At 65.4% G+C, this 23,335-nt stretch carries 23 protein-coding genes and 1 tRNA gene; 12 read left to right on the top strand and 12 right to left on the bottom strand.

Annotation, left to right across the window (positions count from 1 at the left end; genetic code table 11):
• Positions 1–95 precede the first annotated feature (95 nt).
• Complete coding sequence (locus tag ACFWHR_RS06080; protein ID WP_382447370.1) at positions 96–794, bottom strand: response regulator; 699 nt, start codon at positions 792–794, stop codon at positions 96–98.
• A gap of 269 nt (positions 795–1,063) precedes the next feature.
• Positions 1,064–2,299: a sensor histidine kinase gene (locus ACFWHR_RS06085; protein ID WP_382447371.1), complete on the bottom strand. Its 1,236-nt coding sequence runs from the start codon at positions 2,297–2,299 to the stop codon at positions 1,064–1,066.
• Positions 2,300–2,414: 115 nt separating this feature from the next.
• Between ACFWHR_RS06085 and ACFWHR_RS06090 the strand changes: the two genes are divergently transcribed.
• The 3 genes from ACFWHR_RS06090 to ACFWHR_RS06100 all read left to right on the top strand — a co-directional run bounded on the left by ACFWHR_RS06090 (position 2,415) and on the right by ACFWHR_RS06100 (position 4,466).
• Complete coding sequence (locus ACFWHR_RS06090; RefSeq protein WP_382447372.1) at positions 2,415–3,032, top strand: hypothetical protein; 618 nt, start codon at positions 2,415–2,417, stop codon at positions 3,030–3,032.
• Positions 3,033–3,102: 70 nt separating this feature from the next.
• Complete coding sequence (locus ACFWHR_RS06095; RefSeq protein ID WP_382447373.1) at positions 3,103–3,846, top strand: YcnI family protein; 744 nt, start codon at positions 3,103–3,105, stop codon at positions 3,844–3,846.
• On the top strand, positions 3,843–4,466 hold the full coding sequence (locus tag ACFWHR_RS06100; protein WP_382447374.1) for a copper resistance protein CopC: 624 nt from the start codon (positions 3,843–3,845) through the stop codon (positions 4,464–4,466). The genes ACFWHR_RS06095 and ACFWHR_RS06100 overlap by 4 nt, the downstream gene beginning before the upstream one ends.
• A gap of 15 nt (positions 4,467–4,481) precedes the next feature.
• Here the strand turns inward: ACFWHR_RS06100 and ACFWHR_RS06105 are convergent, their stop codons facing one another.
• Positions 4,482–5,495 (bottom strand): GTP-binding protein, encoded by a 1,014-nt coding sequence (locus tag ACFWHR_RS06105; RefSeq protein WP_382447375.1) that lies wholly within the window; start codon positions 5,493–5,495, stop codon positions 4,482–4,484.
• A gap of 80 nt (positions 5,496–5,575) precedes the next feature.
• Between ACFWHR_RS06105 and ykgO the strand changes: the two genes are divergently transcribed.
• Positions 5,576–5,698 carry a type B 50S ribosomal protein L36 gene (gene ykgO / locus ACFWHR_RS06110; RefSeq protein WP_382447376.1) on the top strand — a complete coding sequence of 41 codons (123 nt, stop codon included), beginning with the start codon at positions 5,576–5,578 and terminating at the stop codon, positions 5,696–5,698.
• Between the two features lie 15 nt (positions 5,699–5,713).
• Here ykgO and ACFWHR_RS06115 read toward each other — a convergent pair whose 3' ends face one another.
• The 4 genes from ACFWHR_RS06115 to ACFWHR_RS06130 all read right to left on the bottom strand — a co-directional run bounded on the left by ACFWHR_RS06115 (position 5,714) and on the right by ACFWHR_RS06130 (position 9,604).
• Complete coding sequence (locus ACFWHR_RS06115; protein WP_382447377.1) at positions 5,714–7,273, bottom strand: hypothetical protein; 1,560 nt, start codon at positions 7,271–7,273, stop codon at positions 5,714–5,716.
• Positions 7,263–8,081 (bottom strand): TIGR03943 family putative permease subunit, encoded by an 819-nt coding sequence (locus tag ACFWHR_RS06120; protein WP_382447378.1) that lies wholly within the window; start codon positions 8,079–8,081, stop codon positions 7,263–7,265. Before ACFWHR_RS06120 ends, ACFWHR_RS06115 begins: the two co-directional genes overlap by 11 nt.
• Positions 8,071–9,087 (bottom strand): permease, encoded by a 1,017-nt coding sequence (locus tag ACFWHR_RS06125; protein ID WP_382447379.1) that lies wholly within the window; start codon positions 9,085–9,087, stop codon positions 8,071–8,073. The genes ACFWHR_RS06120 and ACFWHR_RS06125 overlap by 11 nt, the downstream gene beginning before the upstream one ends.
• Positions 9,088–9,199: 112 nt before the next feature.
• Positions 9,200–9,604 carry a transcriptional repressor gene (locus ACFWHR_RS06130; protein WP_382447380.1) on the bottom strand — a complete coding sequence of 135 codons (405 nt, stop codon included), beginning with the start codon at positions 9,602–9,604 and terminating at the stop codon, positions 9,200–9,202.
• 177 nt (positions 9,605–9,781) lie between these two features.
• Between ACFWHR_RS06130 and ACFWHR_RS06135 the strand changes: the two genes are divergently transcribed.
• The 5 genes from ACFWHR_RS06135 to gap all read left to right on the top strand — a co-directional run bounded on the left by ACFWHR_RS06135 (position 9,782) and on the right by gap (position 16,210).
• Positions 9,782–10,270 carry a YbjN domain-containing protein gene (locus ACFWHR_RS06135; protein WP_382447381.1) on the top strand — a complete coding sequence of 163 codons (489 nt, stop codon included), beginning with the start codon at positions 9,782–9,784 and terminating at the stop codon, positions 10,268–10,270.
• An 8-nt stretch (positions 10,271–10,278) separates the two neighbouring features.
• Complete coding sequence (locus ACFWHR_RS06140) at positions 10,279–12,144, top strand: HSP90 family protein (RefSeq protein ID WP_382447382.1); 1,866 nt, start codon at positions 10,279–10,281, stop codon at positions 12,142–12,144.
• The gene (locus ACFWHR_RS06145; protein ID WP_382447383.1) at positions 12,141–14,087 is read left to right on the top strand and encodes a hypothetical protein; all 1,947 of its coding nucleotides are present in this window, start codon (positions 12,141–12,143) and stop codon (positions 14,085–14,087) included. The genes ACFWHR_RS06140 and ACFWHR_RS06145 overlap by 4 nt, the downstream gene beginning before the upstream one ends.
• Before the next feature lie 26 nt (positions 14,088–14,113).
• Complete coding sequence (locus ACFWHR_RS06150; protein ID WP_382447384.1) at positions 14,114–15,055, top strand: GlxA family transcriptional regulator; 942 nt, start codon at positions 14,114–14,116, stop codon at positions 15,053–15,055.
• A gap of 156 nt (positions 15,056–15,211) precedes the next feature.
• A complete protein-coding gene (gene gap, locus ACFWHR_RS06155) occupies positions 15,212–16,210 on the top strand; it encodes a type I glyceraldehyde-3-phosphate dehydrogenase (RefSeq protein ID WP_382447385.1) in 999 nt (332 codons plus the stop codon).
• Between the two features lie 91 nt (positions 16,211–16,301).
• On the opposite strand, the gene ACFWHR_RS06160 is transcribed toward gap, so the two are convergent.
• From ACFWHR_RS06160 to ACFWHR_RS06180, 5 genes are all read right to left on the bottom strand, one after another.
• A complete protein-coding gene (locus tag ACFWHR_RS06160) occupies positions 16,302–16,676 on the bottom strand; it encodes a DUF3054 domain-containing protein (RefSeq protein ID WP_382447386.1) in 375 nt (124 codons plus the stop codon).
• The gene (locus ACFWHR_RS06165; protein ID WP_382447387.1) at positions 16,673–17,470 is read right to left on the bottom strand and encodes an inositol monophosphatase family protein; all 798 of its coding nucleotides are present in this window, start codon (positions 17,468–17,470) and stop codon (positions 16,673–16,675) included. Before ACFWHR_RS06165 ends, ACFWHR_RS06160 begins: the two co-directional genes overlap by 4 nt.
• Positions 17,471–17,548: 78 nt before the next feature.
• Positions 17,549–17,621 (bottom strand) — tRNA-Lys (locus ACFWHR_RS06170).
• A gap of 83 nt (positions 17,622–17,704) precedes the next feature.
• Positions 17,705–18,937 (bottom strand): Na+/H+ antiporter NhaA, encoded by a 1,233-nt coding sequence (gene nhaA, locus ACFWHR_RS06175; RefSeq protein WP_382447388.1) that lies wholly within the window; start codon positions 18,935–18,937, stop codon positions 17,705–17,707.
• A gap of 87 nt (positions 18,938–19,024) precedes the next feature.
• Positions 19,025–19,234: a hypothetical protein gene (locus ACFWHR_RS06180; RefSeq protein ID WP_382447389.1), complete on the bottom strand. Its 210-nt coding sequence runs from the start codon at positions 19,232–19,234 to the stop codon at positions 19,025–19,027.
• A 161-nt stretch (positions 19,235–19,395) separates the two neighbouring features.
• Between ACFWHR_RS06180 and ACFWHR_RS06185 the strand changes: the two genes are divergently transcribed.
• From ACFWHR_RS06185 to ACFWHR_RS06195, 3 genes are all read left to right on the top strand, one after another.
• Entirely contained in the window at positions 19,396–19,635 is a 240-nt protein-coding gene (locus ACFWHR_RS06185; protein WP_382447390.1) for a hypothetical protein, read from the top strand.
• Between the two features lie 121 nt (positions 19,636–19,756).
• On the top strand, positions 19,757–21,451 hold the full coding sequence (gene ilvD, locus ACFWHR_RS06190) for a dihydroxy-acid dehydratase (protein WP_382447391.1): 1,695 nt from the start codon (positions 19,757–19,759) through the stop codon (positions 21,449–21,451).
• 87 nt (positions 21,452–21,538) lie between these two features.
• Complete coding sequence (locus tag ACFWHR_RS06195; protein WP_382447392.1) at positions 21,539–23,335, top strand: acetolactate synthase large subunit; 1,797 nt, start codon at positions 21,539–21,541, stop codon at positions 23,333–23,335.

Raw genomic sequence — 23,335 nt, forward strand, 5'->3', positions numbered from 1 at the left:
GCACCACTGACGGCATCCCTCGTATGAGGGATGCCGTGATCCTCGTCTTCTGCATTTTCGTGACGCGAGGACTCATCGAGCCTCGCGACCTGCCGCTAGGCGCTGATGAACCGGTACTGCAGTGCCCGCACGACGAGCTGACCCAGGCTGTTTGCGTAGAGCTTCGTGCGCAGCGACTTTGCGTAGGTGCGCGCCGTCCAGACGGAAATGTTGCGTGCCTCAGCGATCTCGTCGTAGCTCAGGCCCTCGCAAATGAGGCGCAGCACGCCGAGTTCGGCTTCGGTGAGTTGCGGCGGCACCGCGGGAGACTCCGGTAGCCGGTCGCCGCTGACCGATATATCTGCGGCGAGGCGCTTCAACAGCACGGGGTCGTCGCCGCGTGCCGCGACTTTGATCGCGTCACGGAGCGTGCGTTCGGAGGCGGTTTTCTGCACGGCGGCGAGCGCGCCAGCCTCGAGCGCGCGTGCGATTCCTGGTCCCGGTGACACCGTTGTCAGAATCATGACGCGTGCGTTCGGGTGCTCGCGCAGTATGAGTTTGGTTGCCTCGACGCCGCTCATTCCGGGTGGCATGTTGAGGTCCATCAGTACGACATCGGCGGGGGCGTTTCGGTAGGCGTCGATGGCTGCGTCGCCGCTGTGCACTGGCTTTCGTACGGAGAGTTCAGCGTCAGAAGAGAGGGCGAGAGCGAGCGCCTGTGTGGTCCAAGGATCGTCGTCGGCGATGAGCACGCTGATGAGTGCGGTCGCCGGGGCGGCTTCGGATGAGGGCGCGACCGTCGGTGCCGTGTTCACAGGCAGTACTTTCTGTACGCCGCCTTGTTCGTCATACGCCAAGTCTTGCAGTCGGCGGCGCGATTCATGGGAGCATCGACCTGCGCTGACTTTGTGTGTTCGCTCGTGAGAGTGTGTTGAAGGGGTGGCGCAGTTTGCGAAGCCCCCGCCAGTGCAGCGCCGACAATGAGTATCGAAATGAGTTTCACTCATCCATGTCAGCCGCGATCCGCCGTTCTGCCATCCCTCATGTGAGGGGTGAATTTCGGTGTCGGCAGTGCTAGCCAGTGCTACAACCGAGGTTCAGGGAGCCGGATAGTGACCTCAACCTGTGCTGCCGCGTACTGCACCACACACGAGCCCCCGAGCGCCTCGGCTCGTGTGACGAGGCTGTGGGGCGCGTCCGCGAACTTCGCTGTCGCCGCGTTTGTCGACGACAGCACGAGTGCGTCGATTCCGTTCTCTGTCTCCCTGACCACTCGCAAGCTGCAGCCCACTGGTTTTGCGGCGTGCTTGACCATGTTTGTGATCAATTCCCGGGCGATGCTGCGCACATGTTCACCACGCGGCGCGGGCATCGCGGCAATTGAGCCGTCAAATTGAAGCGTGATCGGGTATCCGCCCGACTCGGCCGCGGCAATCATCGTTTCGATATCGACGCTGAGTTCTGCGGCCGACATCATTCGAGCACCGCTCTCTGCCGTTGGCCTCGTGAGGCGGCCGAGCAGCACACGCAATTGCTCCTGTGATGCTCCGTTTGCGAGCGCGAGCTCGCCGAGCCTTCGCTGAGCAGCCTCAGGCGTTCGTTCAGCAGAGATGATCCGAATCATGGCCGCCTGGGTGGCAAGACTGTGCGAAACCGTGTCGTGCGTGTCGACGGCGAAGCCGATGCGCAGTTGCTGCACCGTGCGTTCGTGCTCGCGGGCGGCGGTCTCTCGGCGCGCCAATTCCCGTTGGATCGCTGACTCCGCGAGCGCCGCTGACACGGCAAGTACCGATCCCAGTACCCATGAGAATGCGAGCTGGGCAAACGGAGTCGCGAGTTCGGGTTGCACCACCTGCGAGATTTCGGTCAACGCTACGAGCCCTGCCGTGACCCCGAGCGACCAGGGCCAGCGCCAGGCGGAGAGCAGCACCGCGGCCGCGAACTCGATCGGTTCCTGAAACGGATTCAGATAGTCAGGGTACAACGCGAGAAAAGCCACGAAGCCGCAAGCGGCGAGGAGCGCGCCGATCCGCGGCCTCACCGCGCTCACTACGATCAGTGCGCTCGCGAGATAGAGCATTGTGAGGTAGCCGGGTTCGTGCGTCTCGGCGGCACCCGGCATCAATCCTGAGAGGCACAGTACGAGCGCAATTGCGCGGATCGGCCCGTCGACGAACCGCGGTCCCGCGACTCGACTGAGAAACTTGCGGGCGGACGAAAACGGCTGGCGATCGCGCGGTGAATCAGGCAAAGCGGGCGCCGGATCGCGAAGCATATTCGACGGTGACTGCACCCGCCCGGCCCCCTTCTGCACGCACATCGCAGGCGCCATTCGGCCCCCAGTGGCGCCCAGTCTACGGCGCGGCTCGGTGCCGCGCGGCAAGACTGGAGCGGCTCCCCGCGCCGCTCACGAACTCCCGCGATAGCATTGCAGCGTGTTGTCGACGCGAGCAGATCGGACCGGACGCGGTGTTGCCGCGGCCGCGATTGCGACGTTCGTAGCGGCATTCTCGCACTCCATCGCAAACGCTGAGCCGGCGCCGGTGCTCGGTGTGCTGCTCGCGCTCGTCTGCGCGGTGCCGGTGTGTATTGCACTCGCGGGGCGCACACTGTCGTGGGTGAGACTCGCCTGTGCAATTGGGATCAGCCAGTTCGCCTTTCACGGGCTTCTCCAAATGGGGCTCGGTGGTGGAGCCTTCAGCGTCGGGTCAGTTACGCACGCTCACGGCGCTGCGACCCAAGACTTGCTCAGCGGGGCGAGCGAAGCAGGTTCGGCCGCGGGCGTTGCTTCCCACGCCGGGCACACCAGCGCGGCGATGTGGTTCGCGCACGTGCTCGCAGCGGTCATCACCGTACTCGCGGTCGGTGCGGGGGAGCGCGCACTCGTCGCGATCCTGGGCCTCGGCCGGTTGCGCCGCGTGGCCGAGCTGTTCGCATGGCTCCCCGCGTTCGCGGGTGCGCGCCGTGCACCACTCGCTATCTGGCACTTCACCGGTGCCAGTCTCGCGTGTCTCGCAGAGATACGTCGTCGCGGGCCACCGCTTGCTGCCTGAACTCATCCCCGTTCTTATCCCTGTTCTTGGCGGGCGACACGCCCGCACGCAGTCAATCGGAGACCCTTTCATGCAGCAGCACACCCGTACCCAGAAGTTCATCGGCGCCATCGCGGGCGTCGGCGCCGGCGCAGCGCTCGTTCTCGCCGCTCCGCTCGCGGCCTCGGCCCACGTCACCATTTCGCCGGATCAGGCCGAATCCGGAGGTTGGTCGTACATTACGTTCCGCGCACCCACCGAATCGGACACGGCAAACACCACGAAGCTTGAGTTCCACCTCCCCGAGGACACGCCATTCACGCACGTGTCGTATCAGCCGGTCACGGGCTGGTCGGCCGAGGTCGCAAACGAGAAGCTACCAAAGCCCGTGGATGTACTCGGAAATACTGTCAGCGAGGCGCCGACCGAGGTGACATTCACCGCGGAGGGCGATGGCATCGCGCCCGGACAGGTCGAGATGTTCACGCTCTCGGTCGGCCCCGTCGCCGACACCGGGCACATTGTCATCCCGGTGACCCAGACCTACAGTGATGGCACGGTTGTTGAGTGGGCGGCGACGCCCGAGCAGGTCGAGAAAGACGACACGCTCGAGCCGGCCCCCGTGCTGTGGGTGAACGACGCCCCGCCCGCTGGGGACCACCACGCGGCGACCGATGACGCGAAGACCGCCGCGGCGAGCGCTGAGGCGGGCACAGCGGCGACTGACCAGGGCGGCATCACGCTCGGCCTCAGCATCGCGGCACTCGTCATTGCAGCGGGCGGAGCCCTCCTCGGTGCGCTGGCGCTCTCGCGCTCACGCAAGGCCTCGGCGTGACCCTCGCGCGTCGCACGCGGCTCGCGGCAGCGGGCGCCCTCGTGGCGCTCGTTGCGCTGCCACTGGTGTCATCGGCGGCCTTTGCACACGACCAACTCGTCAGCGCTGATCCGCTCGCCTCCGCGACGGTGGAGTCACTTGACGAGGTTACGCTGCAGTTCAATAACGCGCCGCTGGGGCTCGAGGGAAGCAACCTCGTGCGGGTCGTCGGTCCAGACGGAAGGTTTTACGAAACAGGGTGCCCGACCCTTGCCGGCCCCGTGGTGACCGCTCCGATTGCGCTCGGCGAGGCCGGTGAATACGAGGTGCAGTGGCGAGTCGTGTCATCTGACGGTCACCCCATTGCCGAGAACTACTCGTTCACATATTCGCCGACCGATGGCTCGGCTGGCTCGGCAGGATCAGCTGGGTCAGAAACACCGCTCTGTGGTGACGCAGCCGGGGCTGGGGGCGCCGCTGCACCGGATTCGGCCGGATCGGCTCAGGAAGAAACCCGAGCTGATGAGACCCGAAGCCCGGTGAGCGGGCTCTGGATTGGCGTGGGTGTCGGCGGATTTGCGGTGCTCGCAATTGCCGCGGCCGCCTGGGCGATTCTCCGCAAGCCCAGAGACCGGGAGTAGCGTTCGGGCTGGCCGTTAATCGAGCGACTCGTCTGCGGTGAGCCACTCGGGGAACGGGTCGGGGAAAGTCAGCCAGGTCTCTGGTCCCGCGGCAAATTCGGCATCGGTCAGCGCGGCGTCATCGAGCGCCGCGCTGATCGCGTCGCGGTCGAGATCGAGCCCGATGAGTGCGAGATCTTGACCGATTGCCAGCAGCTCTGCGCCTCCGGTCAACGGATCGCCGCCGACCGGCTCGAATGAGATCACGCGCCCGACGTGGTCCCAGCTCGCGACCGCCTGAGGCCGAGTGGCGAGCCGGCAGAATCCCGCAGAGCGCACGAGCGTGCCGAATTCACCCGGTTCGATGCGGTCATCAAGCACTTCGTGGAGTCGCCCAGGTTGCAGCGGGCGCTCGTGGGTGTATCGGAACGCGGAGACCCGAGTGTCGGTCATGTAGGTGTCGTATTCGCCGTTCAGGAGCTTGATCCAGCCGGCGCGGTCTTGGTGGCTCGGAAAAGGTGTGGCCTCGACCTCGGGCTCGGGGCCGGGCTGCTGCAACCGCAGGCGGGCGCTTGGGGCGATATGGTTCGCGAGTGCCATGAGCGCCGACAGGTCTGCCGTCGACAAGGCCTCCCAATTCACCCAGACGATCTGGGAGGCGTACTCCATCTGTGTGACGAGCAGCTCAGCTCGAGCCATAAGTGGCGGGCCACCTCGCGCGGCGATGTAGTCGTCGCGTAGAAGATCCGAGAAAAAGTGTGCGGCGTCGACCACGCAGACGATTCGGGCCAGGGACATCCGCTCGGACTCAGCGGCGAACGCGCCGATGACCTCGGTCGCCCGGGTGTCTGCGGGGAATTCGACCACGACGCCGCCCGTCGACCGTGACCACGGTACGAGCGCTATCGCCTCGCGAAGCGGGTCCGGGCTCGCCGCGAGCCGCGCGGCCGACAGCAGCATCGCCTGCGTTGCAGCGGCTCGCCGCTCGGCGAACCCTCTGCGCTCGGGCGCGCACGCTCCCATAATTACAGTGACTTCCACCGACTCCATGCATTCCTCTCGCGGTAACGCGGGCGCGTCACATTTCGATTATAGTGATAATCCTTATCATTAACCGAAAGGGGCCTCGCATGAAGGTTCGTGCATCACTGAAGTCGCTGAAGGCGCAGCCGGGAGCTCAGGTCGTACGGCGGCGCGGCCGCGTGTTCGTCATTAATAAGAAAAATCCGCGGTTCAAGGGCCGCCAGGGCTAATCGCACGCGCAGGCGTCAGGCGCACCAGTCACTGAGCCCGCCGAGAACGGAGCGCACGGTGTCACCCGTCGCAACACGTACGTAGGTCGTCGTTGTGTGCGAGAACCCCGGTGTAACGGGGCGGCCGTCTGGGGCCCCCTCGCGCGACACGGTCTCGATCGCAGCAAACTCAGCATTCGGCGAGAGGCACACTCGCCCGGTTCGAGTGTTCGGGGATGCGGGGGCGAATATCGTGCGCTCTGCGCCACTTTCGCCGCCGTGCTCGGAGACGGTGACATTGCCACCCGTGACCAGTGAGCCATTGTGCAGTGGCGAGCCGGTCGAACGGAGGTCGATAGTTGCCGGTGCCTCCGGGGTCTCTCGGGGACCATTCGACAGACGGTTGAGTGTACTGTCGGCCGATAGTGCGAGTGCCGCGGGGGTGGCGTGAGCAGCAGGAATCGAGGGCGACAGTGTCGGGGCGCTGAGATCGGCTTCAAGCGGTGCTTGTGGCGGCGGGCCGTCGAGCGTTCCCGAGACAACACCGGACATATCGACGAGTGACACCCCCGTCGTCGTCGATACTGCAAGCGTTGTGGTGCCCGGCAGAAACCCGAGTAGTTCGCCTGAGAGGCCGGGGTCGAAACTGCGGGGCTCGGGAGCAGCCTCCCAACCCATGAGTCGACCGCTTGGGCTTTGGTAGATGAGCGACGTCGTGCCGGGAACGAACCGCCAGTCGCGTACACGAACTGCCGCACCTGCTTCGTCAGCCACAGTCAAGACGATCGCGGTGGCTGGGTCGATAATGAGGAGCGCGCGGTCATACAACGTGCGATCATCGCCGGTACCTGATGCGACCACGCCCACCACGCCACTAGCGGCTTCGCTGCGCAACTGGCCGAGCTGGTCTGCCGTCATGATCCGAAACGGCTCAGCTGAGTCATCCGGGGCTGGGGAGCTGGCTGCGGCCCCAGTCTGGCGGCCACGGATCGCGAGTTCTGCACGCCCCGTCTCGTCGCGGGTAATCACCGCGAGCCCGCTCGGTGTGCTTGCGTACTCCTGAATGCGTGCCGCTTCAAACGCCGTGCGCGTTGCGGTCGCATTCTGCAGGTGATGCTCAAGGATGCGATCGCCCGCCTCTGAACGCAGAAGCGTATACGTCGCCGTATCAGGGGTGGCGAACGTCGCAGAAATACTGCCGACCGCGCCGGTCGCCGTGCCCCGCACGCGTGCGTCAATGCGGTACTCAGTTCCCGTATTGAGCATGCTGAGAAAGCGCACCGTGACCGTGCCGCCATCGGACGTGACCTCCACGGGTGTCTTCGGGGTGACGGTCACAGCACCGGAGGCGATCGTCGACACCGGCTGACTTAGGCGTATTTGCACGCGCTGGTCGGTGCGCGCCACGAGCAACTCGCCATTTGCTTCAACCGCCTTGACCCGCGGTGGCTGGGAGAGATTGGCTCCCGCGAGGCACGCGGCCAAGATGCCGAGCACGACAAACAGCGCGATCTGCGGGGCACGAAGACGCCGGCTGCGACGGGTGCGACGAAGGCGCGGGGGAGCGGCGTTCGCCGGTTGAGGCTCAGTAGACATACGGGTCCCGTGGCTCGTCGATCGCGGTGATTTCGTATGGACGAAGTACGACCGGATGCGCGCTCGTGACGTCCGGGTTCGCCACGAACACTCCGGTTACCTCGACCCAGGCACCCTCCGGGTGTGTCTCCTGCCAGCCCGGTGAAAGCACGGGCACGCCCAGTGGCTGAGCGTCGACCGCGCAGCACGAGACGACGAATCGCGCCGCAAAAAACACATCCGAAGCTCCCGTATTGGTCTTGTCGGCGACCGAAACCGCGCGTTCGCGACTGTTCGAGTCGCCCGGCAGCACGAATCCGATGAAACTCGCGGTGCGACCCTCGGCTGCCGACCCGCCTCCCTGGCGCAGCACCATCGCCCAGTCGCGTGCATCGAGATCAGCATCCGTCTGAGTCGAGACCCCGCCGGCAGCCCCGCCGGCAGCCCCGCCAGACACTGCTCCGGAATTGACCTGGCGCTGCTGCGCTGCCGCTGTCGACAGCGTAGTCGGCGGCACGACGAGCAGCGCTGCAGCGGCCGCTGCGACGAGGGTGACGCTGCCGATGCTCCAGAGCGTTCGGCGGGGGTGACCTCGTGGGTCGGAGTGCGGGGCATGATCCTCGTCGGCGGTGGGCAGCGTGCGCAGCGCCGGCACGGCCGTAATCAGCGCGACCGCGGCGATCCCGCAGAGCGTCACCGTGAACCAGGAATACCGGGGGTGCACATACCAGCCCAGTCGTCCGGTCGCGGCGAGCCAGGCCACGCCAGCGATGCCGAGTCCGCTGAGCACGAGACCGCGCCAGTACCGGTCGAAGCGCTCACGCCACAAGGTTGAGCCCCCAGCCGATCACGAGACAGCAGAGCGCGACGAGCGCCGTGAGCAGGGCGAGCGCGCGTACCGTGAAGGTGGTGCGCAGCAGCGCCAGCATCTTAACGTCCATCATTGCTCCGAACAGCAAGAACGCGACGATGCTGCCCGGGAGAAAGGTTGCGCTGAGCGAAAGGATGAAAAACGCGTCGACGCTGGAACAGATGGCGATGACGAAGGCGAGCAGCATGAGCGCGAGTACCGAGTACAGCGGGTGCGTGCCGAGCGCGACCAGCATCTGGCGCGGGGCGCCGACCTGGATTGCGCCAGCCAGGGCCGACCCGATGATGAGCGCGGGCATGAGGGCGCTCGTCTCCTCGGCGAAGCCGACTGCGCTGCGACGCAGCCGGTCGCCCCGCGCCTCGTGACCGGAGTGCGCGCAGTGCTCGCGGAAACCGGGGGTGAGCAAGGCTGACTGGTCAGCTGAGCGACTGAGTAACCACCCGGCGAGGTTTGCGATCACGAAGCCACCGATGATTCGGCTGACGAGGATGCCGTCGCTCCACCCGAACGCGTGATATGTCGTGATGATGGTGACCGGATTCAGTACCGGGGCGGCCAACAAAAATGTCGCGGCCTCAGACACCGTGAAACCGCGCAGCATCAGCCCGCGCGCGAGCGGCACATTGCCGCACTCGCACACGGGCAGCAGCACGCCCGTCACTGAGAGCACCGCGCGACGCAGCGCGGGATTGCGCGGGAGTACTCGGTCAATCACGGTGCGCGGAACCCACACCTGCACGACCGTCGAGAGCAGAATGCCGAGAAAGACGAACGGGAGTGACTCGATAAATACGCTCAGCGAGAGCGCGACGAAATCAGCGAGGGCTGACGGGAGTGCGATCGCCGGTCCGATGAGATCGGTGCCGGCGCGAATCCCCACCGCGGCGATGAAGACGACCGCTGCAAGCGCCGCTGCCGCGAACGGACGGGCACGCGCGCGGGGGCGCGTGGTCACCACCGACATGCACCCTCCACTCCGACTCTACGTACGTGCGCGGTCGGCACCCGATAATCGTTCTCAGTATATGAGGATCGGGGATGCGAGAGGCGTGACGCGTGCGTGTCGCGCGGATAGGTTAGGCAGCCTGCGCAGCGCGGCAGGCCGCACAGACGCCGAACACCTCAAGCGTGTGCGAGTGGATCTCAAAGTCATGGGTGTGGGCCACCGAAGTGAACCACGCCTCATCGGGTGGCTCGATTTCGATCGTGGTGCCACAGCTGGTGCAGACCATGTGATGGTGGTGGGTCTGCGGATTCTCGCAGGCTCGGTACAACTGCCCGTCGGGCGTGGCAATCGCATCGGCCTCTTGATTCTCAACGAGCGTATTGAGTTGGCGGTAGACCGTCGCGATGCCGATCTTGGAACCGTCGTTCGCGAGGCGGCGATGCAGCTCCTGTGCCGAGATGAATCCGGCCATTGATTCGAGGGCTGAGCGCACCGCTGCGCCCTGAGCGGTACGCCGGGTTCGAGTGGTGGTCACGATTGCAGCTCCAGAGTTCGAGGATCGCATCTGATGCTAGCAGCGGCGTGTCACGCACGGTTCTTCCGCGAGCGAACGGACAGTGTGGGAGCATGTTGGCATCGGTTCTATCAGTGTGGATTCCGGGCGCTGACCATGACCGTACCTCTGACACGTTGACCGAAAGGGTACCCCCGCATGGGATTCTTCACTCAGGATGCTTCCTCGAACACAGGAGCAGCGGGTGGCCTTGCACCGCTCTCCAAAGATCGTGTCAAAGCGGCGCTTGAGGCCGCGGGGTGGTCGTACACCGTCGACGGCGATGGTGATATCGGCGGCGGATGGGAGTACGGTTCGTTCTTCTTTTTCGTGAACGGCAACGAGCAGGAGTTGCTCTGTGTGCGCGGGTACTGGCGCGGGCGGCTCGAAGAAGCCGACTATGCGCGCGCGCTCGAACTGTGCAACACATGGAATGCCGAGAAACTGTGGCCGAAGACCTACGTCGGACGCGACGAAGAGGGTGCGGTGCGAGTGAACACCGAGCACAATGTCGATTATGAGGCAGGTCTGACGGACGCACAGCTTTCACAGCACCTGGTGTGCACCATCAACACCAGCATGGCTTTTTTTGAGCACGTCAACGAGACCTTCCCCGAAGCCTGGGCCAAGTTCAAGCCCGAAGACTGAGTCTCGTCGTGACGCAACGGTTTCAGGTCGACCTCGCGGGAATGGTCGACCTGCTTTCCCGGCATCTCTATTCGGGCCCGCAGGTGTACCTGCGCGAGCTGATGCAAAACGCCGTCGACGCCGTCACGGCGCGACGTGAGCTTGATTCGGGGGCACCCGCGCAGATCAGGATCCGATGCGGCGCAGACGCCGACGGCCGTGCGACTCTCGAGATATCGGACACCGGGATCGGCTTGACCGGAGAAGAAGCCGCTGAGCTGCTTGCAACCATTGGTCGCTCGTCGAAGCGCGATCCGGCGCTCGGGCTCGGGCGAGACGCCTTCATTGGCCAGTTCGGTATCGGGATGCTCGCTGCGTTCATGGTCGCCGATGACATCGAAGTGATCTCGCGCTCGCTCGCTCCCGATTCCGTGGCGACCCGGTGGCTCGGCAGCGCGGACGGCACGTTCGAGGTCGCGGAATATCAGGAGCCAGTCGGGCTCGGCACGACGGTGAGGATCAGTGCGCGGTCAGACGCTGCGCACTGGCTTGAAGTCGACACCGTGCTCGCGCTCGCCGCAGAATTCGGATCGCTCCTCCCGTATGACGTCGCGGTTGAAGTGCCGGTGCCCGGCGGGGCACACGCCTGGCGTCGGATCACGGAACCCGAGCTGCCCTGGCAGGCGGCCCACGCGTCCGCCGGCGAGCGCGAGCGTGCGCTCGCCGCGTACTGCGAGCGCACGTTCGGATTTACACCCCTGGGACACATCGACCTCGAGGTGCCGCTCGCCGGGGTGACCGGGGTCGCGTTCATCCTGCCGCAGGCGGTCGCCCCTGGCTCGGGTCAGCAGCGCGTGTATCTGAAACGAATGCTGCTGGGCCCGCGCGTGGACCGCGTGTTGCCCGAGTGGGCGTTCTTTGTGCGCGCAGTCATTGATACCGACACGCTGTCGCCGACGGCCTCACGCGAACAGGTGCACGACGATGAAGTGCTGATGGGCGTGCGCGAGGCGCTCGGTGATCAGCTCAAGCGGTGGGCGCTCAACGCGCTTCGTACGCCGAGTTTGGTCATGCGCCGCTGCATTGAGACGCACCATCTTGCGCTACGCGCGCTTGCAGTGACCGACCCTCAGATGCTGGGCCTCGTCGCTGAGGTGCTCCCGTTCGAGACCAGCGATGGACCGATGACTCTGGCGGAGGCGGGTCGAAGCGGTGAGATTGTGTATACCTCTACTCCTGAGGCGTATCGTCGCGTCGCCGCCGTGGCGCGCGCGCAGCATCTCGTCGTCGTGAACGCGGGCTATGTCTACGATTCAGATATTTTGAACAGTCTCGGTCGGCGCGATGGCTGGCGCACGCGCGAACTCGAAAGCGCAGATCTCGTGCAGGTGCTTGGGCTCCCCAGCGCAGAGCGTGAACTCGCGCTCGGCGCTGCGGTCGCGCGGGCGCGGGCGATCCTGGCTTCCGATGACTGCAATGTCATAGTGCGCTCTTTCGCGCCCGCAACGGTGCCAGCGATTCTGCTTCGCGATACGGAAGGCGAGCACCGCCGCGAGCGTGATCGTGAGCGGCGAGAGAGCCCAGATCTCTGGGGCGGGCTGCTCGACTCATTTGCCGACGACGATGTCGCTCGGAGCGCTCCCGAACGGTCTCGCACGCTCGTGTTGAACGACGACTCAACCGTGGCTCGACGACTACTCGGGGCCCCCGGCGGTGCGGTCTTTGCGGCCGGGCTGCGTTCGCTCTATCTTTCGGCGGTAATGCTCGCTGGCGATGGGCTGCGCTCCTCGGAGTCCGCTGCACTTTCCGATGCACTCGGTGTACTGCTCGACGCGTCACTGGCGGGGTCGTCGACCCAGAGCGCGGTTCCCCCAAATGCTCAGGAGCCAGCATGACGGTCGAACGAGAACTGATGACGTTGCGGAGCCTGCCCTACGGCACCGCCCGGATTGCAGCAACCGAAGCGATCGCTCGCCGCGTCGAGGCAGAGGGCCCGGCCGAGCATCTGGCAACGGCGCTCCTCGAACTCGTCGAGGCATATACGTTTGCGGACGAAGGGGCAAAATCGTTTGTAGTGTTCGCTCGACTGCTGAGGCTGTGGGACAGGTCGCCCGAACTGTTCGATGCCGACGATCAGCGGAATTTGTTCTGGGAGTTTAAATGGATCGCGGGCGACGTAGCCGAGTTTCCGCAGATCACCCACGCGCAGGCTGAGGCATTTCTGCGCGATATGGAACGTCGCTTTGAGCTCGCTGGCCACGGACTGTCGTCTGTGCGTATGAGTCGTTTTCGGTGGGCCTGGCACGTCGGCGACCCGGGCGCTGAAGCCGCACGAATGACTTGGACTACGGGCGCGCGAGACGAATTTGAGGACTGCACGGCCTGCATCATCGGGCAGCAAGTCGATTTCTTCGTTGAGTCCGGGCGGTACGACGAGGCGGTCGCACTCGGTCTCACGCAGCGCTTCGATTGCAACCTCGAACCCACGCGAACGCGCTACGCGCTCGCTTATGCAGCGCTCATGACTGGCGACACCGAACTCTCCCGGTCGTCGCTCGCGGGAGCGTTCGCAAGTGACGACGGGGCCGCGACCGACTTCGGTCCGGCTCGCGGCAAAGGATTCGAAACGCTCGCTCGTGGCGGCGATCTCGAGTGGGCGCTGCGCATGTTGCGCAACGATCATGCGGCACTGCTGTGTGGTGGATCGAGCCCGCTCTATCGACTGCGCTTTCTGCTCTCCGTGCTCGCTGGTCTTTCGGCGAACGCGGAGTTCGCAGAACGCGACACTGGGTTCCGCGAGTCGGAGTGGCGCACCGTCGCCGACCTTTCCGCCTGGGTGCTGGGGGAGTGCCGGGCACTCACGGCGCTGTTCGATCCGCGCAACGGAAATAACCACTACGCCGATGCGATTGACCGCGCGGCGCGGGCAACACTGACGAGCACTCCGCTGCGCTTCGGAGTCGGCGACTCTGCAAACGTGCCTGAACTCGGGGTTGGATCAGGAGCCGGAGTGGCGTCAACGCCTGGTTCGGCGTCGCGTACTGCGTCTCCGAAGGCGTCATTAGCAATTGCCACTACCGGCACTGACGACTTCGCGGAAGCTGAACGTCACGCTGCCGCACAGCGGTATTCGGCGGCGGCAGCGTCGTACATTGCGGCAGCAGCGATGCTCGAGGCCGAGGGTTGGCTCGAACGAGCTGGCCTCTCGTACGCCGAGGCGGCGCAGTGTGCTGCGCTCGACGGTAATGACCCGGTTTCCCATCAATACTTCGCGGAGGCCGTTCCTCGGCTGCGAGCGGGCGGTGGTGACCCCAGCGCGATCGCTGCGGTGCTCGCAGCGTGGGCGCCCATCGCATCGCGCATGGATGATTCGGGGCAGCAAGTCGCAGAAACTGCCGCAGAGCTCGATCGAATTGGGGAGTTTTCTGATGACGGGCTCGCGAACGAACTCGCCGAACGCCAGCGCCGTGCTTGGCAGCGTCGCCGAGCGACGCTGCGCGACACACTTGCGCGTTCGATCGCCGCTGCGGGGAAGCGGTCGGGTGAGATCGCGTCGCTCGGCACCGACCGCGCAGTGACCGAGGCAGTGCTCGCCGGCGAAGAGTTCGCGCAGCTCGGGTTCGTCACCGACGCTGCGCACGCTTTCTGGCTCGCTGGCCGGCTGCAGCGCAGCGCCGGAGCCACCTCGGAAGCGATCTGGTCGCTGGAATCAGCATTCGAGGGCTTCGGATCATCCCGGAACCTCGGCGATCGCGCACGAGTCGCGGGCGAGCTCATCGAACTGTTGCGGGCGACCGGTCAGCCCGAACGCGCGGAGGCATTTGTCGCGCAGCTGTGAGCTCGTGCGAGAGTATCCTGAGAGGTATGAAGCGGGTCGCGGTCGTCGTGCTCGAGGGGGCAAAACCGATGGATGTCGGTATCCCCGCTCAGGTGTTCACGAATCGCGCCAGCATGCCCTACACCGTCGACGTGTGCGGCGTGCGACCGGGGCTGATCGCTGGCGGCGACGGGCTGTCGTACCACGTCGAGCACGGGCTCGAAGCGCTCGAAGGAGCCGACCTGATCTTCGTGCCCGGCTATCGATTTCCGGATCGCGAACCACCGCCCGCAGCGCTCACTGCCGCCCTCGGGGCGGCGCACGAGCGAGGGGCGATCCTCGCTGCGATTTCGACCGGGGCGTTTGCGCTCGCCGCAACGGGGCTGCTCGATGGTCGGCGCGCGACGACGCACTGGCACTACGCGAGGCGGCTGGCCGAGCAATTTCCCGAAATCGATGTCGATGATCGTGTGCTGTTTGTCGATGAGGGGTCGGTGTTGACGTCTGCCGGGGCCGCCTCGGGCATCGATCTCTGTCTGCATCTGCTGCGCCGAGAGGCAGGGATGGCCGTGGCAAATCACGCTGCGCGCCGCCTGGTCGCTGCGCCCTACCGCAGTGGCGGGCAAGCGCAGTATCTGCCTCACAGCGTTCCGGAGTCGATTGGTGAGCGTTTCACGCAGACCCGGGAGTGGGCCCTGCGCCATCTGGGCGAGCCACTCACCATCGCTCGGCTGGCGGCGCACGCGCGTGTCTCCGACCGCACGTTCTCGCGTCGCTTCCTCGATGAGACCGGCTACACCCCGATGCAGTGGGTGATGCGCGCGCGGGTAGACCGTGCACGCGAACTGCTCGAAGAAACTGAACTCGGCATCGACACGATCTCGGCCACGGTTGGCCTCGGGTCCGCGACCAACTTGCGTCGTCACTTTCGTCGCGTACTCGGCACGGCGCCGACGGCGTATCGGCGCACATTCTCGCAATCTGAGTAACCGCGGTAGCTCGTTTCGGCACCGTTTCTCAGCGATGTCAGAACATGGCAGTTTGTGTTCGAATGATGGCAATGCGGCCACTGGTGCGCGTGGTGCCGACGTACCAGTCTGGTATCAGTTCAGTTTGTACCGCTTTGCGAAGGAGATCGAAGAGCAATGACTCGTCGGGTAGCCATTAACGGATTCGGCCGTATCGGGCGGGGCGTCTTGCGCGCCCTGCTGCAGCAGGGGAGCGACCTCGAGGTCGTCGCGATCAACGACCTCACCGATGCGCCTACGCTGGCGCACCTGTTGGCGCGCGACAGCCTGTACGGCAAGCTTGATCAGCCGGTCTCGGTTGAGGGCACCACGCTCGTCGTCGGCGATCGCCGCATCGAGATTCTCGCCGAGCGCGATCCCGCCAAGCTTCCCTGGGGCGAGCTGGGTGTCGAGGTCGTGCTCGAGTCGACCGGTTTCTTCACGAAGGCCGACGATGCGCGCAAGCACATCGAGGCTGGGGCGAAGCGCGTGCTCGTCAGCGCTCCGGCAAAGGGCGCAGACCTGACGCTCGTCGTCGGCGTGAATGATGACCTCTACGATCCCGAGCAGCACCAGATCATCTCGAACGCGTCGTGCACCACGAACGCACTCGCACCGCTCGCAAAGGTGCTCGACGATCTCGCTGGTATCGAGTGGGGTTCCATGATGACCGTGCACGCCTACACGGCAGATCAGCGCCTGCAAGACGCCCCGCACTCCGATCTGCGTCGCGCTCGCGCCGCAGCACTCAACATCGTGCCGACCTCGACCGGTGCAGCGAACGCGATTGGCCTCGTGCTGCCGCAGCTCGATGGCAAGCTGGTCGGCGGCTCGCTGCGCGTGCCGGTGCCCGTCGGCTCGATCGTTGAGCTGACCGCCATCGTGTCTCGAGAGGTCACCCGTGACGAGGTGCTCGCCGCCTACCGCGCGGCTGCAGACGGCCCCCTCTCGGGCGTGCTCGAGTACTCGGAAGAGCCGCTGGTTTCCTCCGACATCGTCGAAAACCCGCACTCCTCGATCTTCGACTCGGAGCTCACCTACGCCGACGGCAAGCACGTCAAGGTGACCGCCTGGTACGACAACGAGTGGGGCTTCTCGAACCGCGCTGCACAGGTGCTCGGCACCCTCGCGGGCTAGTCCTGCAACACAGAAGCGCCTCCGCCCGGTATTCGGGCGGAGGCGCTTCTGTGTGTGCCAGAGCGGCGCACCTGCAAGTTAGGCCTGCCAGTTACGCCCGCGGCTTGGGCGCGCGGAGCCGGCGCACCAGCGCCGCGATGCTGCGCCAGCCGATGAGAAACACTCCGAGTGTGATCGTCGCGACCACGATGAACGCGGGCGCGATGCCCGATCCTGTCGCCGCGCGCAGTGCCATGCCGATGGCGACCGTACCGATCCAGAGCGGCAGCCCCGATCGCACGATGCTCAGCGGCCAGCGATGCACGCGTGCGGCAAGCCACATCACGACGAGGCCAGCGAGGAACGGCCAAGCGGTCTCGAACAGCCCGCCAAGCGTCGCCGCGCGCTCATGGCTACTGCGGCCAATACCGGCAAACAGTAAGACGAGCACGACGTCGATGGCTCCTGCGACGATTACAACCTTCACGATGCGGCCCCCTCGATCACGGCAATTACGGCGTCGTGCAGTTGCCCATTGCTCGCGAGGGAGCTGCCGTTCCAAGCGCTCTCGGCGCCCGCGATGTCCGTGAACCGGCCGCCGGCTTCCCGAACGATGGGTACGAGCGCTGCGAGGTCGTAGGGCTTCACGTCGAATTCAGCGACGATGTCGACCAGGCCTTCGGCGAGCAGCATGTACGACCACATGTCGCCGTACGCGCGATCGCGCCAGACGGCACGACTCAACGCAATCAGCGGCTGCAGGTAACCGGCGAGGTCCCACTGCTCGATGCTCTGGAAACTGAGCGAGGCGTGCTCGATATCGCGCACGCCAGACACCTGCAGCCTGCGGGGGCCGGCGCCCTGCTGCTGACCCCAGGATCCGGCGCCGGTCTCAGCCCACCAACGCGCCCCGAAGGCGGGCGCCGAGACGACGCCGACCGTGGGCTGACCTGCGACCTCGAGCGCGATGAGTGTTGCCCAGTTCGGCACGCCGCGCAAGAAATTTGACGTGCCGTCGATCGGGTCGATGATCCAGCGCCGGTCGCCGCGCTCATCGCGACCAGACTCCTCGCCGAAGAAACTGTCATCGGGAAGCTCGGCGGCGATGCGCTCGCGCAGCGCGCGCTCTACGGCGGTGTCCGCGTCCGTCACGAACGTTCGGTCTGGCTTCGTGTTCACCGCGAGGTCGGCGGCTCGAAATCGCGGAAGCGAGATGCCGTCGGCAAGATCGGCGAGCTCGAGCGCGAACGCGAGGTCCGGTGAGGGGGGCGCCTGGGTCATGGACACACCTTCCGTGAGCGGCGAATGACGCCGAGATATGCGAAAAGCCCGGTATGAAATACCAGGCTTTTCGATCTGTGCGCCCTCACGGGCTCGAACCGTGGACCCGCTGATTAAGAGTCAGCTGCTCTACCAACTGAGCTAAAGGCGCATATCGCTTTTCCGAGCAAGTAACTCGCTGAGCAACGGATGAAACTCTAGCACGGCCGAGAGGCCGCCCTCAAATCGAGGTGCTCATCCCGCGCGCGTCGCGCCGCGTCGCCTGACGAGCAGAGTTGCCGAGAGCGCCACGGCAATGAGCGAGCCCGCCATCACCGCCAATCGCGCGGTGTCAGCGTCGCCCGCGTCGGGCAGGCTGAGCTCGGTGACGAGCAGTGAAACGGTGAACCCGACGCCGGCGAGTGACGCGACTCCGAGCAGTTCGCGCCACGATACGGACGGGTCGAGCCCCGCCCGCGTGAACCGTGTGACGAGCCAGGTGGTCAGCGCGATCCCGAGCGGTTTGCCGACAACCAGGCCCAGCATGATGCCAATGGCGATCGGGTCGAACGGAAAGCGCGAGGCGCCCCCGAGCGCGACGCCGGCGGCGAAAAATGCGAACACCGGAACTGCGAAGCCCGTTGAGAGTGGCCGGATGCTGTGTTCTAGGTCTGCGGCGAGCGTCGTGCCGTCTCGGCGCTCCACTGGCACGAGGAAGGCCAAGGCGACCCCCGCGATCGTCGCGTGGATACCCGAGGCGTGCACGAGTGCCCAGACGATGATGCCGAGCGGCAGCAGCGTGCACCACGGCAGCCAGCGGTGCCGCGAGAGTGGCCCAGCGAAGCGGCGGGCAACGTACGCAAAGAGCGTCAGCGGAATGATCGCGATGACGAGCGGCAACAGGTGCAGCGCATCGGTGAACGCGACCGCGATGATCAGGATTGCGATGAGATCGTCGACGACCGCCAGTGTGAGCAAGAAGAGGCGCAGCGCGACCGGCACACCCGGAGCGATCACTCCGAGCACGGCGACGGCGAACGCAATGTCGGTTGCGGTGGGGATCGCCCAGCCGCCGGCTCCTTCGCCGCCCGCATTCACCGCGAAGTACATCAGCGCGGGAACGACGACACCGCCTACGGCAGCGGCCACCGGCACGATCGCGGTCGAGAATCGGCGCAGCTCACCCGCTACAAATTCGCGCTTGAGTTCGAGCCCGACGATAAAGAAGAAGATCGCGAGTAGCCCGTCCGAGGCCCAGTGGCCGACGCTGAGGTCAAGGCCCAGCGCGGGAACGCCCAGGTGTGTATCGCGCAGCGCGGCATAGCCGGGCGCAAGCGGGCTGTTTGCCGCTATGAAACCGAGCGCCGCCGCGATAACGACGATGAGACCGCCGATCGATTCAGTACGCAGTAGGCGTCCGACGCGGGCCGCCTCACGGCGACTGAGTCGCGCAAACAGGCGTGGGGTGGTGGGGGAGTCAGGGGACATCAGTGCCTTTCAGGATCGGCGCACACGAAATGCGCGTCGACCAGGCTTCCCGACTCACCGGGACACAGTCTATCCGAGGTTCGCGCCCTACTTGCGTTTCTTGCCGGCCTGTTCCTCGGTGTCTTGCTCCTGCATGGACACGGTCGCAATGGCGAGTGCGAGGCCAGCGAGCCACGCGCCCCAGACGAGAAAACGGCGCCAGTCCTTGCGCATCGACTGCGTGCGGCGTGCGGTACTCATCACGCCGAATGCGGAGCCGAGCACTCCGGGGTTTGTGACGTATTTGCCGATCGACACGGTGCCTCCCTCAGTTCAGTGATAGTGACCGTTTCAGCCTAGTGGGCGTGTGACCAGAGACGAGGGGGTTGCGGTAGCCTGGCTGCACCAGACCTCGCGTGTGCGAGGCAGTGACTGCGCGTTCTCACCGGAGCACGCGATCGACAGAAGGAGAAGCCAGCATGGCGAAGCAGGAGACGGGCGCGCTGTTCGAGGAGAGCTCACAGGGCGCCGTAAGCGCGGTGACGGCCATTATTTTCGTCATCTCGATCGTGCTCGCGTTCGGTGGGTTCGTCGTCATGAGCTACGGCGTGAACCCTGATCTCGGTGCCGCCGAAGTATGGACGTTCTCGGCCGGTCTCGCAGCTACCATTCTGGGCTTCGCCCTGCCATTCACGCTGCTCCCGCTCACCGGGAAGTAACGCCCGCACGAGGTGCGCGGGGTCGGCGAAGCGTGCTTCGCCGACCCCGCTGTCGTTATATGGCCGACTTCGGTAGTCAGGGCGGGCGATCCGGGCATGTACGAGGCCTTAGAATGTCCACATGGCAGACACTGACATGAAGCCGCGCAGTCGCGACGTCACCGACGGGATCGAAAAAGCCGCAGCGCGAGGCATGCTCCGCGCAGTCGGTATGGGAGATGAAGACTGGGATAAACCCCAGATCGGAATCGCAAGCTCATGGAATGAGATCACCCCGTGTAATCTCAGCCTTGATCGCCTCGCGCAGGGTGCCAAAGAGGGCGTGCACTCGGGCGGTGGCTACCCGTTGCAGTTCGGCACCATCTCCGTCTCCGACGGTATCTCTATGGGCCACGAGGGCATGCACTTCTCGCTCGTTTCTCGCGAGGTCATCGCCGACTCCGTGGAAACCGTCATGATGGCGGAGCGCCTCGACGGTTCCGTGCTGCTCGCTGGCTGCGATAAGTCGCTGCCCGGCATGCTCATGGCTGCGGCACGCCTCGACCTCGCTTCGGTGTTCCTGTACGCAGGGTCGATCGCTCCTGGCTGGGTCAAGCTCACCGACGGCACGGAGAAGGAAGTCACGATCATTGACGCCTTCGAGGCGGTCGGTGCGTGCAAGGCCGGCACGATGAGTGAAGAAGATCTCAAGCGCATCGAGTGTGCCATCGCTCCGGGCGAGGGGGCGTGCGGTGGTATGTACACCGCCAACACCATGGCGTCGATCGCCGAGGCGCTCGGCATGAGCCTGCCTGGCTCGGCCGCTCCGCCCAGCGCTGATCGTCGCCGCGATTACTTCGCTCACCGCTCGGGCGAGGCCGTCGTCAACATGCTGCGGCTCGGCATCACCGCCCGCGACATCCTCACCAAGAAGGCCTTCGAAAACGCCATCACGCTGCTCATGGCGTACGGCGGCTCGACGAACGCCGTGCTGCACCTGCTGGCAATCGCGCGCGAGGCCGAGGTTGATCTGACGCTCGAAGATTTCAATCGCATCGGGGCGAAGACCCCGCACCTCGCCGATATGAAGCCGTTCGGCAAGTTCGTCATGGCCGACATTGATCGTCAGGGCGGCGTTCCCGTGGTGCTCAAGGCGCTGCTCGACGCTGGGCTGCTGCACGGCGACGTGCTCACCGTGACCGGCAAGACCATGGCCGAGAACCTCGCCGAGCTGAACCCCGACCCGATCGACGGAACGGTCATCCACCACCTTGACGACCCGATCCATGCCACGGGCGGTCTCTCGATTCTGCACGGTTCGCTGGCACCCGAGGGGGCCGTCGTGAAGACGGCCGGCTTCGACGCCGAGCTCTTTGAGGGCCCAGCGCGCGTGTTTGACCGCGAGCGTGCCGCCATGGATGCACTCACCGAGGGTCGCATCGGTAAGGGCGATATCGTGGTCATTCGCTACGAGGGCCCGAAGGGCGGCCCGGGTATGCGTGAGATGCTCGCGATCACCGCGGCCATCAAGGGCGCGGGGCTCGGTAAAGATGTACTACTATTGACTGACGGACGATTCTCAGGCGGCACAACCGGCCTGTGTATCGGCCACATAGCACCAGAAGCAACGGACGGTGGTCCGGTCGCTCTGGTTCGCGACGGAGACCTGATTCGGGTCGATATCGCCGCACGAACGCTCGATCTGCTGGTAGATCCCTCCGAGCTCGAGGCCCGACGAGAAAACTGGGCCCCACTTCCCCCGCGGTACACGCGCGGTGTGCTGGCGAAGTACGCGAAGCTCGTCAAGTCGGCGTCACACGGCGCCGTCACCGGCTGATCCGGTCGACGGGCGTTCGACGCTCGCACGCCGTGGGCCACTCACGGCCGCGATCCGCGATATCACCTCCGATCACGAAAGCTGGACATGACCTCGGAATCGAGTGCACTCCCATCACCCCAGTCCGCCGCGCGCGGCGAGCGGTTGACCGGCGCGCAGGCTGTCGTCCGTAGTTTGGAAGCCCTGGGCGTTACCGACGTCTTCGGGCTCCCCGGCGGCGCCGTGCTGCCGCTCTACGACGCACTGATGGACGCGGCGAAGCTTCGCCACATCCTGGTGCGCCACGAGCAGGGCGGCGGCCACGCTGCAGAGGGCTTCGCAAGCGCGAGCAACACCGTCGGTGTTTGCATCGCAACGTCGGGCCCCGGCGCAACGAACCTCGTCACCGCCATCGCTGACGCCTACATGGATTCGGTGCCGCTGCTCGCGATCACCGGCCAGGTGTTCTCGCACCTTATGGGCACTGACGCGTTCCAAGAGGCCGACATCGTCGGCATCACGATGCCGATCACGAAGCACTCCTTCCTTGTGAAGCGTGCGGAAGACGTGCCGGATGCGATCGCGTCGGCCTACCTTCTGGCCTCGACGGGGCGCCCAGGCCCGGTGCTCGTCGACATCACCAAGGACGCCCAGGAAGCGGAGTTCGACTTCGTCTGGGAACCCCGCATCGACCTTCCGGGCTACCGCCCGATTACGAAGGCGAACAGCAAGCAGATTCAGGCTGCGGCGGATCTCATCGCTGACGCCAAGCGCCCGGTGTTTTACGTCGGTGGTGGCGTCGTGCGAGCCGGGGCGGCCGAAGAGCTACTGCAGCTTGTCGAACTCGTCGGCGCGCCCGTGGTCACCACGCTGATGGCGCGCGGCGTTTTCCCCGATTCGCACCCGCAGCACCTCGGTATGCCCGGCATGCACGGCACGGTGCCGGCGGTGTTGGCACTGCAAGAGGCCGATCTGCTGATCACCCTCGGCGCCCGGTTCGACGACCGCGTTACGGGTAAGGCTGCCTTGTTCGCCCCGGACGCGAAGGTGATTCACGCCGACATCGACCCCGCTGAGATTGGCAAAATCCGCGCGGCCGACGTGCCGATCGTGGGCGACGCAGCAGAGGTGATCGCCGACCTGATAGCGGCGATGTCGACCGCTCAGGTCAGTCGCGAGTGCGAGAACATCAGCGCGTGGTGGGAGCGTCTGCGCGGTCTGCAGCAGAAGTTTCCACTCGGCCACCAGCCGACGAGCGACGGACTGCTCTCCCCGCAGCAGGTCATCCAGCGCATCGGTGAGCTCACCGGGCCGGAGGGCATTTACGCCGCCGGTGTGGGGCAGCACCAGATGTGGGCCGCGCAGTTCATCAAGTACGAGCGCCCCGGCGCGTGGCTGAACTCGGGCGGCGCCGGCACCATGGGGTACTCCGTGCCAGCAGCAATGGGTGCGAAGGTTGCCGAACCCGACCGCGTGGTGTGGGCGATTGACGGTGATGGTTGCTTCCAGATGACGAATCAGGAGCTCGCGACCTGCGTCGTGAACAACATTCCGATCAAGGTCGCCGTCATCAACAACTCCTCCCTCGGCATGGTTCGCCAGTGGCAGACGCTGATTTACAACGGTCGTTACTCGAACACCGAACTGAACACCGGGCACGGCTCGCAGCGCGTGCCTGACTTTGTGAAGCTCGGTGAAGCTTACGGCTGTCTGGCGATCCGCGTTGAACGCGAAGACCAGATCGACGAGGCGATCCAGCTCGCACTCGCGACCAACGATCGTCCGGTGCTCATCGACTTCGTCGTAAGCGCAGACGCGATGGTCTGGCCGATGGTGCGCCAGGGCACGTCGAACAGCGATATTCAGTACGCACTCGAACACAGCCCTGAGTGGGAGGGGGAGTAA

The sequence above is a fragment of the Leucobacter sp. NPDC058333 genome (genome assembly GCF_042726155.1).
Lineage (GTDB): Bacteria > Actinomycetota > Actinomycetes > Actinomycetales > Microbacteriaceae > Leucobacter.

Excerpts from the sequence above, each read along its gene's own strand:
- ACFWHR_RS06135 (WP_382447381.1), top strand. The coding sequence starts at position 9,782 with ATGGGATTCTTCACTCAGGATGCTTCCTCGAACACAGGAGCAGCGGGT.
- ACFWHR_RS06195 (WP_382447392.1), top strand. The coding sequence starts at position 21,539 with ATGACCTCGGAATCGAGTGCACTCCCATCACCCCAGTCCGCCGCGCGC.
- ACFWHR_RS06145 (WP_382447383.1), top strand. The coding sequence starts at position 12,141 with ATGACGGTCGAACGAGAACTGATGACGTTGCGGAGCCTGCCCTACGGC.
- ACFWHR_RS06115 (WP_382447377.1), bottom strand. The coding sequence starts at position 7,273 with ATGTCTACTGAGCCTCAACCGGCGAACGCCGCTCCCCCGCGCCTTCGT.
- ACFWHR_RS06125 (WP_382447379.1), bottom strand. The coding sequence starts at position 9,087 with ATGTCGGTGGTGACCACGCGCCCCCGCGCGCGTGCCCGTCCGTTCGCG.
- nhaA (WP_382447388.1), bottom strand. The coding sequence starts at position 18,937 with ATGTCCCCTGACTCCCCCACCACCCCACGCCTGTTTGCGCGACTCAGT.
- gap (WP_382447385.1), top strand. The coding sequence starts at position 15,212 with ATGACTCGTCGGGTAGCCATTAACGGATTCGGCCGTATCGGGCGGGGC.
- ACFWHR_RS06085 (WP_382447371.1), bottom strand. The coding sequence starts at position 2,299 with ATGTGCGTGCAGAAGGGGGCCGGGCGGGTGCAGTCACCGTCGAATATG.
- ACFWHR_RS06185 (WP_382447390.1), top strand. The coding sequence starts at position 19,396 with ATGGCGAAGCAGGAGACGGGCGCGCTGTTCGAGGAGAGCTCACAGGGC.
- ACFWHR_RS06105 (WP_382447375.1), bottom strand. The coding sequence starts at position 5,495 with ATGGAGTCGGTGGAAGTCACTGTAATTATGGGAGCGTGCGCGCCCGAG.
- ACFWHR_RS06150 (WP_382447384.1), top strand. The coding sequence starts at position 14,114 with ATGAAGCGGGTCGCGGTCGTCGTGCTCGAGGGGGCAAAACCGATGGAT.
- ACFWHR_RS06165 (WP_382447387.1), bottom strand. The coding sequence starts at position 17,470 with ATGACCCAGGCGCCCCCCTCACCGGACCTCGCGTTCGCGCTCGAGCTC.
- ACFWHR_RS06095 (WP_382447373.1), top strand. The coding sequence starts at position 3,103 with ATGCAGCAGCACACCCGTACCCAGAAGTTCATCGGCGCCATCGCGGGC.
- ilvD (WP_382447391.1), top strand. The coding sequence starts at position 19,757 with ATGGCAGACACTGACATGAAGCCGCGCAGTCGCGACGTCACCGACGGG.
- ykgO (WP_382447376.1), top strand. The coding sequence starts at position 5,576 with ATGAAGGTTCGTGCATCACTGAAGTCGCTGAAGGCGCAGCCGGGAGCT.